Source organism: Paenibacillus agilis (assembly GCF_007786455.1).
Lineage (GTDB): Bacteria > Bacillota > Bacilli > Paenibacillales > Paenibacillaceae > Paenibacillus_B > Paenibacillus_B agilis.
Genome location: NZ_VNJK01000001.1, coordinates 2,169,117 through 2,187,668, shown reverse-complemented (window position 1 = coordinate 2,187,668; position 18,552 = coordinate 2,169,117). Strand labels below are relative to the sequence as shown.

The following is an 18,552-nucleotide window of genomic DNA, read 5'->3' as shown; positions in this document are numbered from 1 at the left end:
AGTTAAGGGGAGGAATACGATATGGAGAACAAAAAAGCACTTATAAATATTGACTATACGAAGGATTTCGTTGCCGCCGATGGAGCATTAACTTGTGGGGCACCAGGTCAAGCGATTGCCAGACGAATTACTGACATTACGAAAGTGTTTATTCAAAATGGTGATTTCATTGTTTTCGCTATCGACATGCATAAGGAGAATGATCCATTCCATCCTGAAACGAAACTGTTCCCGCCACACAACATTGAAGGAACCGATGGTCGGAAGCTTTTCGGCCAACTGGAGGATCTGTATCAAGCAAACAAAGACGCAGATAACGTCTATTGGATGGACAAAACAAGATACAGCGCATTTGCTGGCACGGACTTAGAACTTCAACTTCGTGCAAGAGGAATAAATGAACTTCATTTTGTAGGTGTTTGCACGGATATATGCGTACTGCATACCGCTGTAGATGCTTACAATAAAGGCTTCGATATTGTCGTTCATGAAGATGCGGTTGCAAGCTTTGATGCTGAAGGTCATGTATGGGCACTTAGACATTTCAAAGGCTCGCTTGGAGCTGCTGTCATAAAAAAGGAGGAAAATGAAGATGAATAAGCTCGAGCTTCCCGTACTCAATCATAGTGATGACAGTTTCGCGCTGCATACCGATAAATATCAAATTAATATGGCACAAGTATATTGGAAAAATGGCGACCATAACCGGAAAGCCGTGTTTGAAGTATACTTCCGTAAGCTTCCTTTTCAGAACGGGTATGCGATATTTGCAGGATTAGAACGAGTCATTCGATATTTGTATGACTTCCGTTTTACTGACAGTGATGTGGATTACCTTCGGGACGAAGGATATAGTGAGGAATATTTAGACTATCTTAGGACTATTCGCTTCACAGGCACCGTTCGTTCAATGAAAGAAGGAGAATTGGTATTTGCAAATGAAGCGATTATGCGGATTGAAGCACCGCTCGTAGAAGCACAGCTTTGTGAAACGGCAATACTTAATATCATTAACTACCAAACCCTTGTGGCAACAAAAGCTTCACGTATTAAACAAGTAGCCGTTGAGGATAATTGCATGGAGTTTGGAACTCGAAGAGCACAAGAAATGGATGCCGCGATTTGGGGGACGAGAGCTGCACACCTTGCAGGATTCGAAGCAACGTCGAATGTAAGAGCCGGGAAGTTATTTGGAATACCAATCTCGGGAACACATGCCCATTCCATGGTTCAAGCTTATCGAGATGAATATAAGGCATTTAAAGCCTATGCTGAAACACATAAAGACTGCATATTTCTAGTTGATACTTACGACACACTGAGATCTGGCGTCCCTATTGCCATTAAAGTAGCAAAAGAGTTTGGTGATCGTATCAACTTTAAGGGTATAAGACTAGATAGCGGAGACTTAGCGTATTTATCGAAAGAAGCTCGTAAAATGCTTGATGAAGCGGGCTTTTCGAATGCTAAAATCTATGCATCGAATGATCTCGACGAACACACGATCATGAACCTAAAAACACAGGGGGCTAAAATTGATGTGTGGGGTGTTGGTACAAAGCTGATTACAGCGTATGATCAACCTGCTTTGGGTGCTGTATACAAGCTAATTTCGATTGAAGACGAAAATGGAGAGATGGTCGATACGATCAAAATCAGCTCGAATCCTGAGAAGATTTCGACTCCTGGTCGCAAGCGTGTATTTCGAATTATGAACAAGGCTAATGGAAAATCGGAAGGTGACTACATTGCATTGGAGCAGGAAGAGCCGCAGAATGAACAACGTTTGCATATGTTTCATCCCGTTCACACATATATCGCAAAATTTATAACACAATTTGAAGCGAAGGAACTTCATTATACCATCTTTGAAAATGGAAATTTGGTATATGATTTACCTTCGCTTGGAGAAATCAGGGGCTTTGTACAAGAAAATCTCGATGTATTGTGGGATGAATATAAACGAACACTCAATCCAGCTGAATACCCTGTTAATCTCAGTCAAGCATGCTGGAATAACAAAATGCGATTAATTGAAGAAGTTCGAAATAAAGTGCAAGAAGCACTCGAAGCCTAAATGGTAAAGGTACAAAAAGGAGGCTGTTAACGATGGCGAAAATCGGGATATATGGATCATCCTTTGACCCAATCACGAATGTCCATCTTTGGACAGCAAGCACCGTAGCACATCGTTGCAAGCTAGACAAGGTGATCTTCCTACCTTGTTCCAGTAAGCGTCAAGATAAACAAATCCATGTATCTGATGAACATCGTATAGACATGGTTCGGATCGCAATAGAAGGCAACAACAAATTTGAAGTAGTCGACTATGAAATGAATCAACCTGCTTGGGAAATCGCAACCTACAAAACAATGAATCATTTTCGTGAGAACTATCCAAATGACGAAATCTATTTCATCATGGGTGCTGATCTTCTCGTGGACATTGGTGAGGGGAAATGGAAGCGTGCAGAAGAACTTATTCATGAAAATAAGTTCATTGTCATGGCAAGGGACGGTATTAACATGTTGTCTGCCATTAGTAAATCTCCAATGCTTCGGAATGCAGACGATGGGCAAACGTTTCATTTGATCGATAAAGGGCTGGCCATGGAGATCAGTTCTAGTTACATCAGAGACGAATTCAAAATGGGCGGCGAACCACGCTACTTGGTTCCTGATAAGGTTTACGACTACATTCAAATCAACCATCTATATCAATCATAAAGGGGCAGCAGGATATGAATAAGCAAACAGAAATCATCAACGCACTGCATGTAAAACGGACAATTGTACCTTCGGAGGAGCTTCGCATTAGGGTGAATTTCCTCAAAGATTATTGCCGTAAAACGGGAACGAAAGGATTTGTCTTAGGAATCAGCGGAGGGCAGGACTCGACACTCGCAGGACGATTATCACAATTGGCGGTGGAAGAGCTTCGGGCAGAAGGCTATGAGGCAACGTTTATTGCGATCCGTCTGCCTTATGGAACACAACAAGATGAGGACGATGCTCAACTTGCTTTGCAATTCATCAATCCTGACCGTACACTGACATTCAATATTGAGGCGCCTGTAAATGTGTTTACAGAAGCTTATGAGGATGCTGACGGAGAAGCCCTTACAGACTTCCACAAGGGGAACGTGAAGGCAAGAATGCGTATGATTGCGCAGTATGCTGTCGCAGGGGAACATCAATGCCTTGTAGTTGGAACCGATCAGGCTGCAGAAGCAATTACCGGTTTCTTTACTAAGTTTGGCGATGGTGGAGCTGATATTCTTCCGCTGGCTGGACTTACGAAAGGTCAAGGGCGTGAACTGTTAATAGAGCTTCGCGCACAAGATCGTCTATATCTGAAAACGCCAACCGCAGATCTTCTCGACAACAAGCCGCAGCAAGCCGATGAAACTGAACTTGGTGTGGAATATACCGCACTTGATGCGTATCTTGTCGGCAACGAAGTTGATCCAGAAGAGAAGGTGAATATTGAAACTCGCTACGCGAAAACACAACACAAACGGGAATTGCCTGTAACACCATTCGATCAATGGTGGAAGTAATAAGACAAATAAAAGCCCGCAGAATTTAAGAAAGCAGTTTAGGATAACAAGTCCTGAACTGCTTTTTGTTGTGCCATCTTTAAGCAATCCATAATTATCAGCAAGACTCATTATAGATTTCATCAACAAAGTAATATAATCGAAATACTACCTTGACAGTCATAGTACTATATCGTATTATGAAAATAAGGAGGTGGTTAAATGAGTGAGAAGAAAATCACATCCGACCTGCTGCGCGGACATACGGATACGATGATTTTACGTCTCTTGTCCGAAGCTGACCGCTACGGTTACGAGATTGTCAAACTGATTGCCGAACGCTCGAATGGTGAGTATGAATTAAAGGAAGCCACGATGTATTCCAGCGTCCGTCGGCTTGAAGCAGATGGTGACATCGAGTGGTATTGGGGCGATGAATCGCAGGGCGGACGGCGCAAATATTTTAGAATTACCGAAAAGGGCAAGGTTACATACTCGCGCAACAAAAGCAATTGGGAGTATGCAAAGCATGTGTTAGAAAACTTATTATAAGGAGATTTGATGCAATGAATCAGAAACTGACGGATTATTTGAATGGCGTTTTTACACCATACGACGGGGTGAAGAGCGTCACCGAATTAAAGGCCGACCTGCTTTCCGATTTACAGGAACGGTATAGTGAACTGAGAGCCGAAGGTAAAGACAATGAAACGGCGTTTAAGATGACCATCGATAGTATCGGAGACATTGAGCAGACGATCTTGGAGGTCGCGAATCTCTCCCGTTCGCTGGAGCGACAACTGCTGACAAACTTTAGCGCGAGCAATCTAGCTAAGAGCGACTTCGCAGGCGTTACTGTTCAGAAGGGAACATTCAAAGACAGCTCGTTTCACGGTGCTGATTTTTCTGGAGCAAATTTGACCGGCAGTTCGTTTAAAACCAGTGACGTTCGCGAAGCTAATTTTGATGAGGCAAATCTGACGGACTGCAATTTATCTATACTTGACTTAGGTAAGGCCAGTTTCAATAAGACGATCCTCGTACGAACCGATATCAGCATGTCGGGGCTTGACGAAGCCAAGTTTACGGGCGTTAAGCTGATCGATGTATCGTTAACGAAGACAGATCTGCGAAAAACAATATTCGAAGCTTGTACATTCGATGGCGTCAATTTCATTAGTTCCGACCTCAGTGGTCAGTGTTTCGAGGGGCAAACGTTTATCGGAGTTAAGTTTGACAAAGCTGGATTAAACAACGTTTCCTTCAAGGGCGCTACACTCCATAATGTATCCTTCAAACCGATGTTTACCTTAACAAATAAGTACTATCGCATGATCAAAACCATCAGTTTTGACGGTGCAACAATGGATAAACTGACCTTTGCTCACCTCAAAGGCATGGGAGCAGATGTATCCAAAGTTACGGTCGTTTAAGGGAGGAAATCCAATACAACAAACCGTACAGTCCAAAGTCCATTCAAAGACTGAAAAAATGCTACAAGCAGCATCAAGTGCTCAAAGGCGTAGATTTTGAGGTGGAGAAGGGGAGTATTTTCGCTCTCCCTAGCTCCAAAAGGGTAGGCAAGACAAAGGTTGTCAAAATTCTCACCACGCTCCTCAAACCAGACGGTGACCTCCATTGTTGAATCCATCCGCGCATGATCATTACGAAAGCGAGGGACAACCAATGCATAAGATTACAACTGAAGATTTTAATTCGTCTGAAAATATGAAGGATCTTGTAGGCTTTTATAAAAAACTAACGGAACAGCAAGAGCCACTTATCCGTCTAGATGATTATTATGGAATGGGACCAGCCTGGCTTTCGATTCACTATGAGGATACAGTAGCTATTCTCAAAGATCCTCGGTTTATTAAAGATGTGCGAAAGCTACAGCCTACACAAGAACAACCAGAATTAGAAGATCGCTCTGAGAAGTGGGAATGGAGTATAAACTTCCCGAATATGCTGGACTCTGATCCACCTGATCATACTCGCTTGCGCAGGTTAACAGCCAAAGCCTTTACTCCTCAAATGATCGTGAATTTAGAACCTCGCATTCAGCAAATTGCAGATGAATTATTAGATGCAGTACAGAAAAAAGGAAAGATGGATCTTATTGCAGATTTTGCTTTTCCTCTTCCATTTCGGGTTATTGCCGAGATGTTAGGTATACCTATTTTGTATCAACATAAAATTCATGATTTGTGGGTGAGCATCAAGGCAGATCCTAGTCAAGATCATCAAGCATGGATCAAAGCGTATTACTCATGCATCGGAGCAGCATTGGAAGAAAAACGAAAACACCCAACGGAAGATGTAATCAGCTCTCTTATACACGCACACGATCAAGGGGATAAACTAAGTGAACCCGAACTGCTCTCCACCGTTCAATTACTCATTACGGCTGGACATGAGACTACAACAAATTTGATTGGAAATGGTATGGTTGCTTTGCAGAAACATCCCGAACAATTAGCTTTGCTGCGTAGTAATTATTCCTTGCTGCCTAATGCGATTGAAGAACTGCTTCGCTATGCTGGGCCGATCATGATTAGCTTGCGTTTTGCAGGTGAAGATATATCAATGCATGGGAAAAACATCCGCAAAGGTGAAATGGTACTATTCTCGCTTGGAACGGCGAACTTTGATCCAAAGCAGTTTTCCAATCCTGAATTATTCGATATTACGAGAAGTGAAAATGATCATCTTGCTTTCGGCAAAGGTATTCATCACTGTTTGGGCGCGCCACTTGCAAGATTGGAAGCAAAAATTGCCTTTAGTACTTTATTTAGACGCTTCCCAGATTTGAAATTGGCGGTTGATCCAGGTGACTTGGTTTATAACCATAGTGGAGTAGTACGTTCCATTCCTAATATCCCCATGATTTTCTAACCTTCCTTTCAAGAGCCTACTCAACCCACACAAATTACAGTTATAGGAATGCTGGCTTTACAAATGGAACCCGAAAAGTTGGGAAATGGCCAGTCGATTTCGTGCCTTACGGAATCGACTTTTTGTATTTGTCTACGTAAACCATCCGTTATCAATCGATCCAATATCCGTCATTTTTTAATTTTTTACCATATTTCAAGAAACTTTATATCAAAAATAGGTTATATATAGAAGAAAGGATTACAATTATATACAGAGGTGAGCATGTTGATAAAACCTAGCAAAGTTAGACGATTATTACTTATGACCTTGTTGTCAGTAACCTTGCTTCCAGTAACAAGTTATTCGTCAGCGGAAATTCAGGTAGCAAGTAGAGCGCCTGGAGTAACAGACGTAGTATATGACGTCGCGGTTAAAACCGAGGTAGTCAATGTATCGACCTCTGCACAATTAGAGAAAGCAATTGCCCAGGCAACAGCTGGGACAACCATTGTGTTGGCAGACGGCACATATACAGGAAGCAAAGCGCTGCAAATCAGCGGTAAGCATGGCACCAAAAATAGTCCGATTACAATTAAAGCCGCCAACCAAGGACAGGCGATTATTGCTGGTGCTGAAGTACTACAAATTGTTCGTTCATCGCATATAGTCGTTGAGGGGCTCAAGTTTACGAACACTGGAACTGCCACCCGCAGTATAGCGGTCCAGCTTGACGGCTCGAATCATATCCGAGTAACGCGCAATACGTTTGCTGTTCCTGAAATGGGAAAACAGTTGATATGGCTGGAGATCAAGGGTAAAGGTAGTTCCGACAATCGGATTGATCGTAACAATTTCGAAGGGAAAAGGGATTCTGGTCCAGTAATTGCTTATAGCGGATATAATAGTGGACAAATTAAAGAAATTTCTCAGCGTGACGTAATTGAATACAACCATTTCCACAAAACTTCGTCTACTGCAGATAACGGCAATGAAGCGATCCGTCTTGGAATATCGAAGATTTCTTTATCCTCTGGTCACATTAAAGTCCAATACAATCTATTCGAGGATTGTAACGCCGATAAGGAAGTCGTGTCTGTAAAAACAGGTGATAACGAGGTTAGGTACAACACTTTTAAAAATAACAGTGGCGGATTGACAGCCAGACATGGTCATACTAATAAGTTCTACGGGAATTTCTTCTTTGGAGATGGTACGAAAGAGGCACTTGGCATTCGAGTATATGGAAACGACCATAAAATTTATAACAATTATTTTCAAGGTATAACAAGTCAGGCTATATTTTTGGATAATGGCGATTATGACGGAGGTACAGACGGTAAGGCACCGAATCATACAGAAGCTGATTTAAAGAAACAATGGAGAGTGTATCGTGCCACTGTCGTAAATAACACTATTGTTAACAGTAAAGTCGGCATTACGGTCGGTTCAACGAATACGAAAAAAGTATACGCTCCGACTGGCAGCTGGATAGCCAACAATATCGTCGCTAACCAGACGGACATCTTATATCATGAGGCAAGCAACACCGACACTATCTTTAAGGGTAACATCGGCTTTGGAAGTACATTGAACAATACCTCGCGCGGACCTTCAGAAATAGCATCCATAAATCCAGCTTTCACTGAATCTGAACGCTTGCAAAAATTATCGGCCAATAGCCCAGCTATCAATAAAGCAGTAAGTGATATCCAGCTTGAAAATAGAGTGAAAGTAGAAGATGATATGGATGGTCAACTGCGCTCACAAACAGATGTGGGAGCTGATGAATTTTCGAGTACGGCTATCAGTCGTAAACCGCTTACAGAGAGTGATGTGGGTCCAAACGCACCGGAATGAAAAAAGAAGAAATGACCCGTGTAGGTTTGTAACTTGCAGCTTACTTTATTAACTATATAAAGGGAATATGGTGGGCTTACATTCATAAAGAGAAAGGATTGTGTCATAGTTATCCAAATATCGAACCGTTCCCCTAATTAGAGGTGGAACGGTTTTTGGGCTATTAAAAGAGCCAAGGTATGGATGAGCCATAATTAGCAACATTCGAAAGGGGAAATGACTTGCAGCAGCATGCAGGAGCAAATCAATCAATAGTCTCATTGACTGATGTGATGTTTTTCACAGAGTTGTCAGAAAGAGGTGTCGCTTTCTTGAACATTTAAGGTCAAAGATGTGTCACTGATTGAATTGCTTTGAGACAAAGATATACTTAATTTTAGCAATTAGGTCTTGTCTAGTACTTTGACTGCATTCCGTACTAGGTTCATACAGGCAAATCAAATCCCGCTTCAACCAGTAACGAATGGGGTAAGACACAATAAACATGTGACAAAATATCATTACGTCGTATTTTGTGAAAAAAATCCCATATTACATACAACGTTCGAGGAAGGTCTTATTAAATGAAGACCGAACATGTTGTAATGATGTTGTTGAGTCTGACCAAACCAGATATGGAATGAAGCCTAACGGCTTAGAGACCTAAAACTAAGTATCCATTTATAAAGTAAGTGGAACAGAATTTGAAAGGTGGCAATAAAGGATGGCAATTGATACGGTGATGTGGAGCAAGCTGGTGACAGGAATGACGTTGGCGTTTCACGTTATTTTTGCGACGCTTGGCGTCGGTGTACCATTAATGATCGCTATTGCAGAGTTTATAGGGATTCGTAAGAAGGATCCCCATTACACACTGATGGCGAAGCGATGGGCACGTGGATTTATCATATCTGTTGCGGTTGGTGTCGTAACCGGCACAGCGATTTCACTGCAATTGGCTCTAGTGTGGCCGAATTTTATGAAAATGGCCGGGAATGTCATTGCACTCCCGTTATTTTTGGAAGTATTCGCGTTCTTCTTTGAAGCTATCTTCCTCGGTATTTATATGTACACGTGGGATCGATTCAAAAATCCATATATTCATTGGCTGCTGACAATCCCGATTGTGCTCGGGGCATGTATGTCTGCAGTATTTATTACGACGGTGAATGGATTTATGAACCAGCCTGGAGGCTTTGTCATGGAAGCAGGTCAATTCACAGCGGTTGACCCGGTGCAAGCGATGATGAACACAGCGACGTTCTCGAAGGTGTTCCATGTATTAAGCTCAGCTTATTTGACAGGAGCTGCACTATTAGCTGGAATTGCTGCCTTTACAATGCTGAGAAAAGGTGTGTCCGCCTATCACAAAAAAGCGTTGAATCTTATGATGGCACTTGTTTTACTGTTCGGCTTGCTCAACTCGTTAGCAGGAGATGTGTCCGCCAAGTTTTTGGCAGAGCATCAGCCGGAGAAGCTTGCGGCGGCAGAGTGGCATTTTAAGACTGAAAGCGGCGCGGATTTGATTTTGATGGGATGGCTGAATGCAGAGCATGAAATTTTAGGAGCTCTACACTTGCCGAAACTTCTCAGCTTCTTGGCCTTTGGTGATTTTAACGCAGAGGTAATCGGACTGGAGGAATTCCCTCAGGATGAATGGCCGCCATTGCTCGTTCATTACCTGTTTGATTTAATGGTCGGAGTTGGATTTGCGCTACTCGTTATTTCGCTTCTGTATTTCCTGTTTGTGTTCTGGAAAAAGCGCAATGCACTTAACAATTGGATGCTTCGTATCATTGCACTGAGCGCACCACTTGCTTTCTTGGGTATTGAACTGGGGTGGTTTTATGCAGAGATTGGGCGCCAACCGTGGATTATCCGAGGATATATGCGTGTAGAGGAGGCCGCTACTACATCACCGAGCATAAGGATTTTATTTTTCGTCTTCTTGCTGCTTTATATCGTACTCGGCACCATGTGTGTGGTTGTACTAAGACGCTTGTTCAACAATAATCCGCCAGAAGTTGAAATGGAGAAATGGATGAAGGAGAAGCGCAATCAATCTATAGAAAAGGGTGAGTCCACACGATGAGTTACGAGCTAATCGGCATCTCGGTGCTCTGGCTGTTCTTATATGGCTATCTAATTGTAGCCTCCATTGATTTCGGGGCGGGTTTCTTCGCCTTTTATGCACGCTGGACGAAGCAGGATCACCTGATTAATCGTCTGATTTCCCGTTATTTATCACCCGTGTGGGAGATTACGAATGTATTTTTTGTCTTTTTCTACATTGGCATCGTTGGATTTTTCCCGGATACGGCCTATTACTATGGCAACGCACTGATCGTTCCAGGAAGCATTGCCGTTATCCTTCTTGCAATTCGTGGTTCGTTCTATGCTTTTGAAAATTACGGTTCTAAGAAAAATATTGTATTTCTCTTTTTATACGGAGCAACAGGATTACTTATTCCGGCTTCGTTGTCAGTGGCGCTAACGTTGTCTGAAGGCGGCTTTATCGTGAAGCAAGGTGATACGGTTTCTCTGGACTACTGGGCACTGTTTACCAATCCATTATCATGGAGCATCGTTGGACTGGCGATCGTATCCGTCTTGTTTATTAGCAGCTCATTTCTAGCCTTTTACGCTTCCAGAGCAGAGGATCATTCCGCATTGAAACTGATTCGGGGCTATGCACTATTCTGGAGCACACCGACGATTATTGTCGCACTGACAGCATTTATTTATTTGGGTCAACACAACGAGCGGCATTTTCAAAATATGATGGATCTTTGGTGGTTGCTCGCGCTTTCCGTTGCTTTCTTCATGATTGCGATGTGGCTGCTTTATAACGGACGCCGTTACGGATTAGCTTTTATATGCGTCATGCTGCAATTTTTCACTGCCTTTTTTGCATATGGGATTGGGCAATACCCTTATATTCTTGATCCTTACATCACGGTTCAGAGCAGTGCAACTTCACCAGCAATGGGTATCGCACTAGTTGTCGTGTTTATCGGTGGCCTGTGCATGTTAATTCCGTCCCTGTTTCTGGTATTCAAACTTTTCTTGTTTGATGCGGATTATGTAAAAGGAAAAAAATAAAGTTTATTGGTCTATTCGGGTCTGTTAGAGGTTTCTCTACAGACCCGAATGTGGACTTATACAAAGGAGGAGAGATCTGTGAAGAGGAAATCAAGTTTGATTGCTCAGCAAATGTCTTCACAACGGAAAAACATGGCCCTCCTCACGGTCATTTCGCTCGCGCTTGGTGTGGCTATTGTTAGTCAGGCTGCTCTGCTCGCTGAAGCAGTGCAGCGGATTTTTGTGGAGAAAGCTTCATTAACATCGCTTATCTTGTTGCTCACTATATTGCTAGCTGTTATGGCAGTACGCACATTGCTGTCATATGGAAACGGCAAAGTTGGCTTGCATATGGCCGCCACTGCCAAGACGAATATGCGAGCAGCCGTGCTGCAAAGCTTGACCCATGCTTCCATGCCTTCAACCCTTCGCGGACAGACAGGAGGGAAGGTCAGTATTCCGCTGGATGCTGTGGATGAGGCTGACAGTTACTTCAGTCTGTACATGCCGCGTATGATGGAAGCTGCTATCATCCCGATTCTGATTTTGGTCGTTACATTTACCCAACATGCCAACACAGGATTCATTATGTTGTTTACAGCTCCATTTATTCCGATATTCATGATTTTGGTAGGGCTAAAAACAAAGAACAAATCAGAAGAAAAATATGCGGAACTGGCCCAGTTTTCAGGTACGTTTCTGGATTCTCTTCAAGGGTTGGTTACGTTGAAAATATTTGGACGGGCTCACCGTCAACAGAAGGAGATTGAGCGCAGCAGCTTGAGTTACCGTGATGCAACGATGGGTATTTTGAAGGTTGCTTTTACGAATACTTTCATGCTGGAATCGATCGTGATGTTAAGCATCGGTATTGTTGCTCTAGAATTGGCAATCCAACTACTCGTGTTCAAATCGATGACGTTCCACACCGCCTTTCTCGTTTTACTGCTCGTCCCTGAGTTTTACAGCCAATTAAAGAATATGGGAACAGCTTTTCATAGTGGACGAACAAGTATGGGAGCCATTCGTAAGGTGGAACAAATGCTTGCTGAAACAGAAGGGGAGAGCAGCAGTTTGAATGGCAAGGAAAAAGCAGATTCTGAAGCAGACGCATCTAGCATTGGCAGCGATGGAATGGAACAGGTAGATAAGTCCCAGACAGCTCATGCAGTGCTTCAACCCATGCCACCATCCATTGAACTGGATCATGTCCGTTTTAAATATGCACCTGATTCATTTGAGCTTGAAGCAGGACTCATCTCCCTTGAACCGGGCGAACACATTGCTATTGTTGGAAAAAGCGGTTCCGGCAAAACAACCTTACTGCATCTCATTGCCGGTTTGCTGAAACCTGAATCGGGAACAGTTTGGGTAAATGGAATCCCACTTTCGCAATACGATGAGACAGCATGGTTCGAAAATGTTAGCTACATCACACAGCATCCCTATATTTTTGCAGGAACATTTGCTGAAAATATTTCGATTGGTGCTGGTCGTAACGTCTCAAGGGCTCAAATTGAGCAGGCAGCCAAGGATGCCGGACTTACTGAACTTGTTGCTCAATTGGAGCAGGGCTTGGATACCTTTGTTGGTGAAGGAGGCAGGGGGCTGTCGGGTGGGGAAAAACAACGACTTGCCTTGGCACGTGCTTTTTTGAAGCGACCTGCCATCATATTGTTTGATGAACCTACAGTAGGACTGGATTTGCATACCGAGCGGGTATTGCAGCGTTCCATTGCCGAGCTGGCAAAAACGGCAACGATGATTACGGTAGCTCACCGATTATATACGATTCAACATGCCGATAACATTTTATTTATGGACAATGGAATGTTAGTGGATTCGGGAAAACATGACGAACTTCTAGAGCGCCTACCTCAGTATGCTGAAATGGTCGATGTCCAACGCAAAGGAGGAGGAGGATTAGCATGAATGAGCTAGCAGTTCTGTCAAAAGCTATGCTTCAGGAGCGCAAGGATATCGTCCTTTCGATTTTGGGCGGATTTATCGCCGGCATAGCTGGTGTGATACTCTTTTCCACTAGCGGATATTTGATCTCGCAAACGGTATTTGCGCCACCACTTTACACACTTATTGTACTCACATCGCTGGTCAAACTACTTGGCCTGCTTCGGGCGGCGAGTCGATACGGAGAACGCTTATATTCTCATCGGGCAACGTTCTCGATACTTAGTCGTTTACGTACATCCTTTTTTGCCAAGCTTATTCCTGTAACGCCGGGGATATTTAACAAACATCGAAGCGGAGATTTGCTTGCACGGATCGTTGGGGATGTAGAAAGCTTGCAGCATTATTTTTTGCGAGTCGCTTATCCGCCGATCATCGTCATCATGGTATTTTTGGCTACGATCTTGTTTACTTCTGCCTTTTCGTTCTGGATTGCGTGCTTGTTTGTACTAGGAATGCTGGCAACGGCACTGGTAGTGCCTGCAATTGTTTTGTTAGGTCAGCGGAAAATTCATGGGCGTGTTCGACAGCAACGGGCATTGCTTTCCACGGAAGTTACCGAAGTATTATATGGTTTTCGGGATTTAAAAGTATACGGGCAATTGGCACAGCGGGAGCAACAGCTTCAGGAGGCTTCTACTTTGTTGGTAACCGAGCAGCAACGAGCAGCTGAGCACTTGCTGCGCGGGCAATCGATGCACGCTTTTGTTACGTTTCTTATTTCATGGGGTGTGCTGGCGCTTGGTGCTTATTTAATTATGGACGGGGCACTTGCTGGCGTATTTCTTGCCATGCTGGTCATGGCTGCTCTAACCGTATTTGAAGAAGCGACCGCAATGGCCACATTACCTGCGTATAAGCAAGATAGCGAACATGCAGCCACACGGCTAACAGAAACGGTACCGACCTTTGATGTGCAGTCTTCGCAACCAAGCGGCGCGTTATCTGTTGATGATGCTGTTTCGATTGAGCTATCGGGCGTTACGTTTCAATATGAAGGAGAATGGAGACCAGCGCTTAGGGACATGTCCCTGCATATTTTACCTGGCTCCAAAACGGCGATTGTCGGGCCGAGCGGGTCAGGCAAATCAACGATTATCGATTTGCTGCTCAAGCTGCGTACTCCAACTGCTGGCGATATACGATTGAATGACGTTTCAGTGAAGGAACTGGATGAGACGAGTATATGGAATTCGGCTAATGTGGTGCTGCAGCAAAGTCATTTCTTCCGAGGAACGATCCGTGACAACTTGCTGCTAAATGAAGAAGAACATACTGACGAACAATTGTTGGATGTGCTGGATAAAGTACAGCTGTCGAGTAAATCGTTGACCGATATGGTGTATGAAAAAGGGGAGAACCTGTCAGACGGCGAGAAGCAACGGCTGGCTCTGGCACGGGCAATGCTCCGCAAAGGACGTTTATGGCTGTTGGACGAACCTACTTCCTCGCTGGATTATGTGACAGAGCAGCATGTTTTGCAGCATCTCTACGCACAAGCCGCTAATGATACACTTCTCCTGATTTGTCATCGGCTTACGGGATTAGAAGAGATGGATCAAATTTTGGTTATGGACCAAGGCAAGGTAGTCGAAATGGGTTCCTATTCGGAATTGATGGAGCAAAAAGGCTATTTTTATGAGATGAAGAAAATCGAACAGCAAATGATTGGCGAAGATGGATTGTAAAAAAGACTAGTTAGTAAGTGGCTTATCTGTGTGATGGTTGAGAAGTGTTCGAAAGTCATAGGTAGACTTTAAATTAACCACATAGTATGTACTATCAGGACCGCATAAAAAAGGATAATAGAGAAGAGAGAATGGCTTGTGTCAAAATTCATTTGAAATGTCCAGAGAAAAAATAGTATTAGACCGGGTTAATTGAAGTAATGTAAATAGAGGATGGTTAGTTCAATATATGAGCTAATCTCCTCTATTTTTTTGTTTAAAAGAATTATTAAATATGGCTTAAAAAGCTAGAGGAAGAAAATAAACAATTGCGAGAACAACTTAAGTTTTCGTATGCGGAGGTCTATCAAAAGATCTGACACAATGCTCTTCCCTCTCGTGCTTGAGCTGAACTAGGTAGGATACTTGAGCAATAAGTTGAAATACCGAAGAAGAAACAGTCTTATTGCGGTTCTTTGCTCAACTAACTGGCAGGATAGTTGAATGGTTTCGCGAATAACTTAAGTCATGACGAATTTACGAAGTTCGCAAAAAGACGTTAGCCGAAAGAAGTTCTTAGTTTAGGAGGAGTCTATATGATATTAGAAAAAGTTATAAATAGAATTGTAATACAAAGTGAATATAAGGATTTTGTTGATAAGTATATAGATAATATACTTACCGAATTTAAAGGTAAGATTCATAGCATTTATATGTGTGGCTCGATTCCAAAAGGAACTGCTAAACCTTTTAAGTCAGATGCAGACTTTACTATTGTATGTGTAAATCCCAAAGATATTGATTACGAAAGATTGTCAAATATTAAAGACAGGCTTTTGGAAGAATATCCAGTATTAACTAAGATTGATACGATAATTTGCTCGATTGACGATGTATTAAGTAGACCAAATGAGTGGGGTTTTTGGGTAAAGATAATTTGTGTTTGCATATATGGTCATGACGTTGGTGAAAAAGTACCACCGATAATTATTTCTCCAGAGTTCATTTTAGACTTAAATACAGAGACCAAGGAGGAAGTAGATCGTATACATAGTTTACTTTCTAATGCTAGTGATAACACAATGAAAACTAGATATATTAAAGGTTACTCTAAGAGATTAATTCGTGCATTATACTCTTTGGTTTTAGAAGATGAAGGTGTATGGCAAGATGACATTATTAAGATGAAGAATGCCATTTTAAACTATTGTGAGATTGACTCCACTTTAGTTGATTATCTGTATGCTTGTTACTTGGATAGTAATGTACTTGTTGAAGAGTTTCTGGGAATTGCAGATGAAGTATATAGCTATTTTGAGAACGCCTTAAATGCAATGGCTGCTTCCAGAACTTCCTTCGGCTAACACCATATTGACGCTCCGGGTCACTCTGAGAAGCGAGTGACCACATCCAGCCCCTAAGTCCGTCGGGACGTCACTGCCTTAGGTGTTCGGCAAGCCTCACAACTATAAGCAGCGACTTAAAAGATAAGACTATTGAGCTAACGGGAGACGATAGTTAAATATAATAAAGGGTTCCACATATTATTCATGACTAATATGTGGAACCCTTTATTATATCTGACTTTTTTATATTTAGCTCTTGATAAACTAGGATAATAAAGTTTTAGACTGGCAGTAGTTGGAGAAAGCTTTAATAATGTTACAATAATAAAAAGGTAAACTTTGGAGGCGAACCACTGCAATAAGACCTATAACGAAATTAAGTTCTTGATATATCCCATCAAGGACATATTATGAAACAGTGCTTTAATAAAGGAGTTGTATAAAATGAATGAATATAAAGGTACAGAAATAAAACGTTCTGCAAAAATAGAAAACATTCTGCCTCAGATCAACAGTAAAACTAAGCTAGGCGACTTACGAAAAATCGCAAAGGACATTAAAAAAGATCACGAACTAGCTATGGAACTTTGGACAACCGAAGAGTTTTTGCCCAGACTATTAGCAATCTTAATTATGGATAAAAAACTTCTTTCACAAGAAGTGCTAAATAAGCTTGATAAGAATATGCAGACTCACACTTTTGATGAGCGAAATAACTTAATGGATTGGTTAATGGCTAATCAGCTCACCAAAGACAAGAAGACAATCGCATTGATGGAGTCATGGGAAAATAGCCCTTCTGCTCTTCAAAGGCGAGCCTTCTGGTATTATCAAGCGCGATTGAGATGGACTGGACAAGCACCGCCTGATAACACCGCAGACTTACTATCTAAATTAGAAGCTAACATTACGCAGGAAGAACCGGAAGTTCAATGGGCTATGAATTTCACCGCAGGCTGGATAGGCGTTTATGATGAAAAAAATCGTGCACGTTGTATTAAACTTGGTGAGAAAACGGGTCTTTACAAAGATGAAATAGTAGCAAAAGGATGTACTCCCAGCTATTTACCCGAGTTCATTACGATTGAAGTTAACAAACGACAAAATAAATAGTTACCTTTACACCTTCGAATCTAGTTTTGATTTTTCGATATGTTCTCCATTTGCAAGGCATCTAACGCTTCCTTATACTGCTGCTTTAATTCCTCAGCGACTAGTGTGACAGTAGCGACATGTTGGATAGCGCCCAAGCCTTGCCCGGCTGACCAAATGTTCTTCCACGCTTTGGCGTTGGTTGCGTTAAGTTGAGAGAAGTCGACGTTATCCTTCTTATTCAGCTTAGCAGGATCGAGTCCGGCATTGCGAATGCTCGGAATAAGATAGTTTCCTTTTACACCGCTAATGGCATCGGTGTAAATTAGATCATCAAGGGTGGAATCGATAAGCATCGTTTGGTAATCATCATGGGCAAAGCTCTCGGTTGTAGCGATAAAACGGGTGCCCATGTAAGCAAGATCGGCGCCGAGCACTTTGGCGGCCAAAATATCCTGCCCATTTGAAATGCTACCAGCTAGAATAGTGATACCTTGCCATGTTTTTTTGACTTCAGCCATAAAGGCGAACGGATTAATCGTCCCCGCGTGTCCACCAGCACCACTACAGACAAGGATAAGTCCGTCTACGCCGCGCTGCGCGGCTTTTTGAGCATGTTTAAGTGTACTGACATCGGAAAACACGAGCCCGCCATATTGATGGACGACATCAACAATCGGCTGCGGGTCGCCAAGCGACGTAATGACGATCGGTGGCTTATGTTTCATAATTAGGGCGAGGTCGGTTTCGAAGCGCTTGTTCGAGTGGTGAACGATAAGATTGACGGCCCACGGTGCGATTTTTTGTTCAGGCTCTTTGTTCTTTGCGACGAAGAGCGCGTCCGTTATATGCTGCATCCATTCGTCAAGTTCATCGGCTGTACGTGCGTTTAAAAGGGGGAATGATCCGATGAGTCCGGCTTTGCAGCTTTCGATAACCATTTTAGGACTGGAAATAAGGAACATAGGGGCGACGATTACAGGTAAATGGAGTTGCTGAGCCACTGCTTGAGGTAACTGTGTAGACAATCAAACTCATCCTCTCGTAGTTCATATTTTTTACGATAAAAATTACAAAAAATGCTGAAAAGAAGGATAGGCGAACGACAGATCAAATTTTAAGCAGGAAAAATGAAGTGTCATAAAG

Annotated in this window: 15 protein-coding genes and 2 pseudogenes; 16 read left to right on the top strand and 1 reads right to left on the bottom strand. The window is 42.6% G+C overall.

The annotated features are described in order from the left end of the window. Nucleotides 1-21 precede the first annotated feature (21 nt). From FPZ44_RS09875 to FPZ44_RS09800, 16 genes and pseudogenes are all read left to right on the top strand, one after another. On the top strand, nt 22-600 hold the full coding sequence (locus FPZ44_RS09875; protein WP_144989721.1) for a cysteine hydrolase family protein: 579 nt from the start codon (nt 22-24) through the stop codon (nt 598-600). Next, entirely contained in the window at nt 593-2,077 is a 1,485-nt protein-coding gene (locus FPZ44_RS09870; protein WP_144989719.1) for a nicotinate phosphoribosyltransferase, read from the top strand. Before FPZ44_RS09875 ends, FPZ44_RS09870 begins: the two co-directional genes overlap by 8 nt. A gap of 32 nt (nt 2,078-2,109) precedes the next feature. Beyond that, nucleotides 2,110-2,727: a nicotinate-nucleotide adenylyltransferase gene (gene nadD / locus FPZ44_RS09865; RefSeq protein ID WP_144989717.1), complete on the top strand. Its 618-nt coding sequence runs from the start codon at nt 2,110-2,112 to the stop codon at nt 2,725-2,727. Nucleotides 2,728-2,741: 14 nt separating this feature from the next. Continuing rightward, on the top strand, nt 2,742-3,560 hold the full coding sequence (nadE, locus tag FPZ44_RS09860; protein WP_144989715.1) for an ammonia-dependent NAD(+) synthetase: 819 nt from the start codon (nt 2,742-2,744) through the stop codon (nt 3,558-3,560). Nucleotides 3,561-3,761: 201 nt separating this feature from the next. Further along, nucleotides 3,762-4,091 carry a PadR family transcriptional regulator gene (locus FPZ44_RS09855; RefSeq protein ID WP_144989713.1) on the top strand — a complete coding sequence of 110 codons (330 nt, stop codon included), beginning with the start codon at nt 3,762-3,764 and terminating at the stop codon, nt 4,089-4,091. A 14-nt stretch (nt 4,092-4,105) separates the two neighbouring features. Beyond that, on the top strand, nt 4,106-4,972 hold the full coding sequence (locus FPZ44_RS09850) for a pentapeptide repeat-containing protein (RefSeq protein WP_144989711.1): 867 nt from the start codon (nt 4,106-4,108) through the stop codon (nt 4,970-4,972). 8 nt (nt 4,973-4,980) lie between these two features. Then, nucleotides 4,981-5,169 (top strand): annotated as a pseudogene (locus FPZ44_RS26835) (ABC transporter ATP-binding protein); the annotation flags it as partial. Nucleotides 5,170-5,225: 56 nt separating this feature from the next. Continuing rightward, a complete protein-coding gene (locus FPZ44_RS09840) occupies nt 5,226-6,434 on the top strand; it encodes a cytochrome P450 family protein (protein ID WP_144989710.1) in 1,209 nt (402 codons plus the stop codon). Nucleotides 6,435-6,698: 264 nt separating this feature from the next. Then, a complete protein-coding gene (locus tag FPZ44_RS09835; RefSeq protein ID WP_261378275.1) occupies nt 6,699-8,273 on the top strand; it encodes a polysaccharide lyase 6 family protein in 1,575 nt (524 codons plus the stop codon). 703 nt (nt 8,274-8,976) lie between these two features. Next, entirely contained in the window at nt 8,977-10,344 is a 1,368-nt protein-coding gene (locus tag FPZ44_RS09830) for a cytochrome ubiquinol oxidase subunit I (RefSeq protein ID WP_144989708.1), read from the top strand. Beyond that, nucleotides 10,341-11,354, top strand: coding sequence for a cytochrome d ubiquinol oxidase subunit II (locus FPZ44_RS09825; RefSeq protein WP_144989706.1), 1,014 nt, complete (start codon nt 10,341-10,343; stop codon nt 11,352-11,354). Before FPZ44_RS09830 ends, FPZ44_RS09825 begins: the two co-directional genes overlap by 4 nt. A gap of 78 nt (nt 11,355-11,432) precedes the next feature. Next, nucleotides 11,433-13,265: a thiol reductant ABC exporter subunit CydD gene (gene cydD / locus FPZ44_RS09820; protein ID WP_144989704.1), complete on the top strand. Its 1,833-nt coding sequence runs from the start codon at nt 11,433-11,435 to the stop codon at nt 13,263-13,265. Then, complete coding sequence (gene cydC / locus FPZ44_RS09815; RefSeq protein WP_144989702.1) at nt 13,262-14,989, top strand: thiol reductant ABC exporter subunit CydC; 1,728 nt, start codon at nt 13,262-13,264, stop codon at nt 14,987-14,989. The genes cydD and cydC overlap by 4 nt, the downstream gene beginning before the upstream one ends. 278 nt (nt 14,990-15,267) lie before the next feature. Next, nucleotides 15,268-15,348: pseudogene (locus FPZ44_RS26830) on the top strand (DUF6262 family protein); the annotation flags it as partial. Nucleotides 15,349-15,564: 216 nt separating this feature from the next. Next, nucleotides 15,565-16,332, top strand: a complete 768-nt coding sequence (locus FPZ44_RS09805; protein WP_144989700.1) for a nucleotidyltransferase domain-containing protein — start codon at nt 15,565-15,567, stop codon at nt 16,330-16,332. Between the two features lie 426 nt (nt 16,333-16,758). After that, nucleotides 16,759-17,427: a DNA alkylation repair protein gene (locus tag FPZ44_RS09800; protein ID WP_144989698.1), complete on the top strand. Its 669-nt coding sequence runs from the start codon at nt 16,759-16,761 to the stop codon at nt 17,425-17,427. Between the two features lie 20 nt (nt 17,428-17,447). Here FPZ44_RS09800 and FPZ44_RS09795 read toward each other — a convergent pair whose 3' ends face one another. Then, a complete protein-coding gene (locus FPZ44_RS09795) occupies nt 17,448-18,434 on the bottom strand; it encodes an NAD(P)H-dependent flavin oxidoreductase (RefSeq protein ID WP_144989696.1) in 987 nt (328 codons plus the stop codon). Nucleotides 18,435-18,552 lie beyond the last annotated feature (118 nt).

Coding starts and splice junctions, on each gene's coding strand:
- FPZ44_RS09870 (WP_144989719.1), top strand. CDS start 593: ATGAATAAGCTCGAGCTTCCCGTACTCAATCATAGTGATGACAGTTTC.
- FPZ44_RS09855 (WP_144989713.1), top strand. CDS start 3,762: ATGAGTGAGAAGAAAATCACATCCGACCTGCTGCGCGGACATACGGAT.
- nadD (WP_144989717.1), top strand. CDS start 2,110: ATGGCGAAAATCGGGATATATGGATCATCCTTTGACCCAATCACGAAT.
- FPZ44_RS09830 (WP_144989708.1), top strand. CDS start 8,977: ATGGCAATTGATACGGTGATGTGGAGCAAGCTGGTGACAGGAATGACG.
- FPZ44_RS09840 (WP_144989710.1), top strand. CDS start 5,226: ATGCATAAGATTACAACTGAAGATTTTAATTCGTCTGAAAATATGAAG.
- FPZ44_RS09825 (WP_144989706.1), top strand. CDS start 10,341: ATGAGTTACGAGCTAATCGGCATCTCGGTGCTCTGGCTGTTCTTATAT.
- FPZ44_RS09835 (WP_261378275.1), top strand. CDS start 6,699: ATGTTGATAAAACCTAGCAAAGTTAGACGATTATTACTTATGACCTTG.
- FPZ44_RS09850 (WP_144989711.1), top strand. CDS start 4,106: ATGAATCAGAAACTGACGGATTATTTGAATGGCGTTTTTACACCATAC.
- FPZ44_RS09805 (WP_144989700.1), top strand. CDS start 15,565: ATGATATTAGAAAAAGTTATAAATAGAATTGTAATACAAAGTGAATAT.
- cydC (WP_144989702.1), top strand. CDS start 13,262: ATGAATGAGCTAGCAGTTCTGTCAAAAGCTATGCTTCAGGAGCGCAAG.
- FPZ44_RS09875 (WP_144989721.1), top strand. CDS start 22: ATGGAGAACAAAAAAGCACTTATAAATATTGACTATACGAAGGATTTC.
- nadE (WP_144989715.1), top strand. CDS start 2,742: ATGAATAAGCAAACAGAAATCATCAACGCACTGCATGTAAAACGGACA.
- FPZ44_RS09800 (WP_144989698.1), top strand. CDS start 16,759: ATGAATGAATATAAAGGTACAGAAATAAAACGTTCTGCAAAAATAGAA.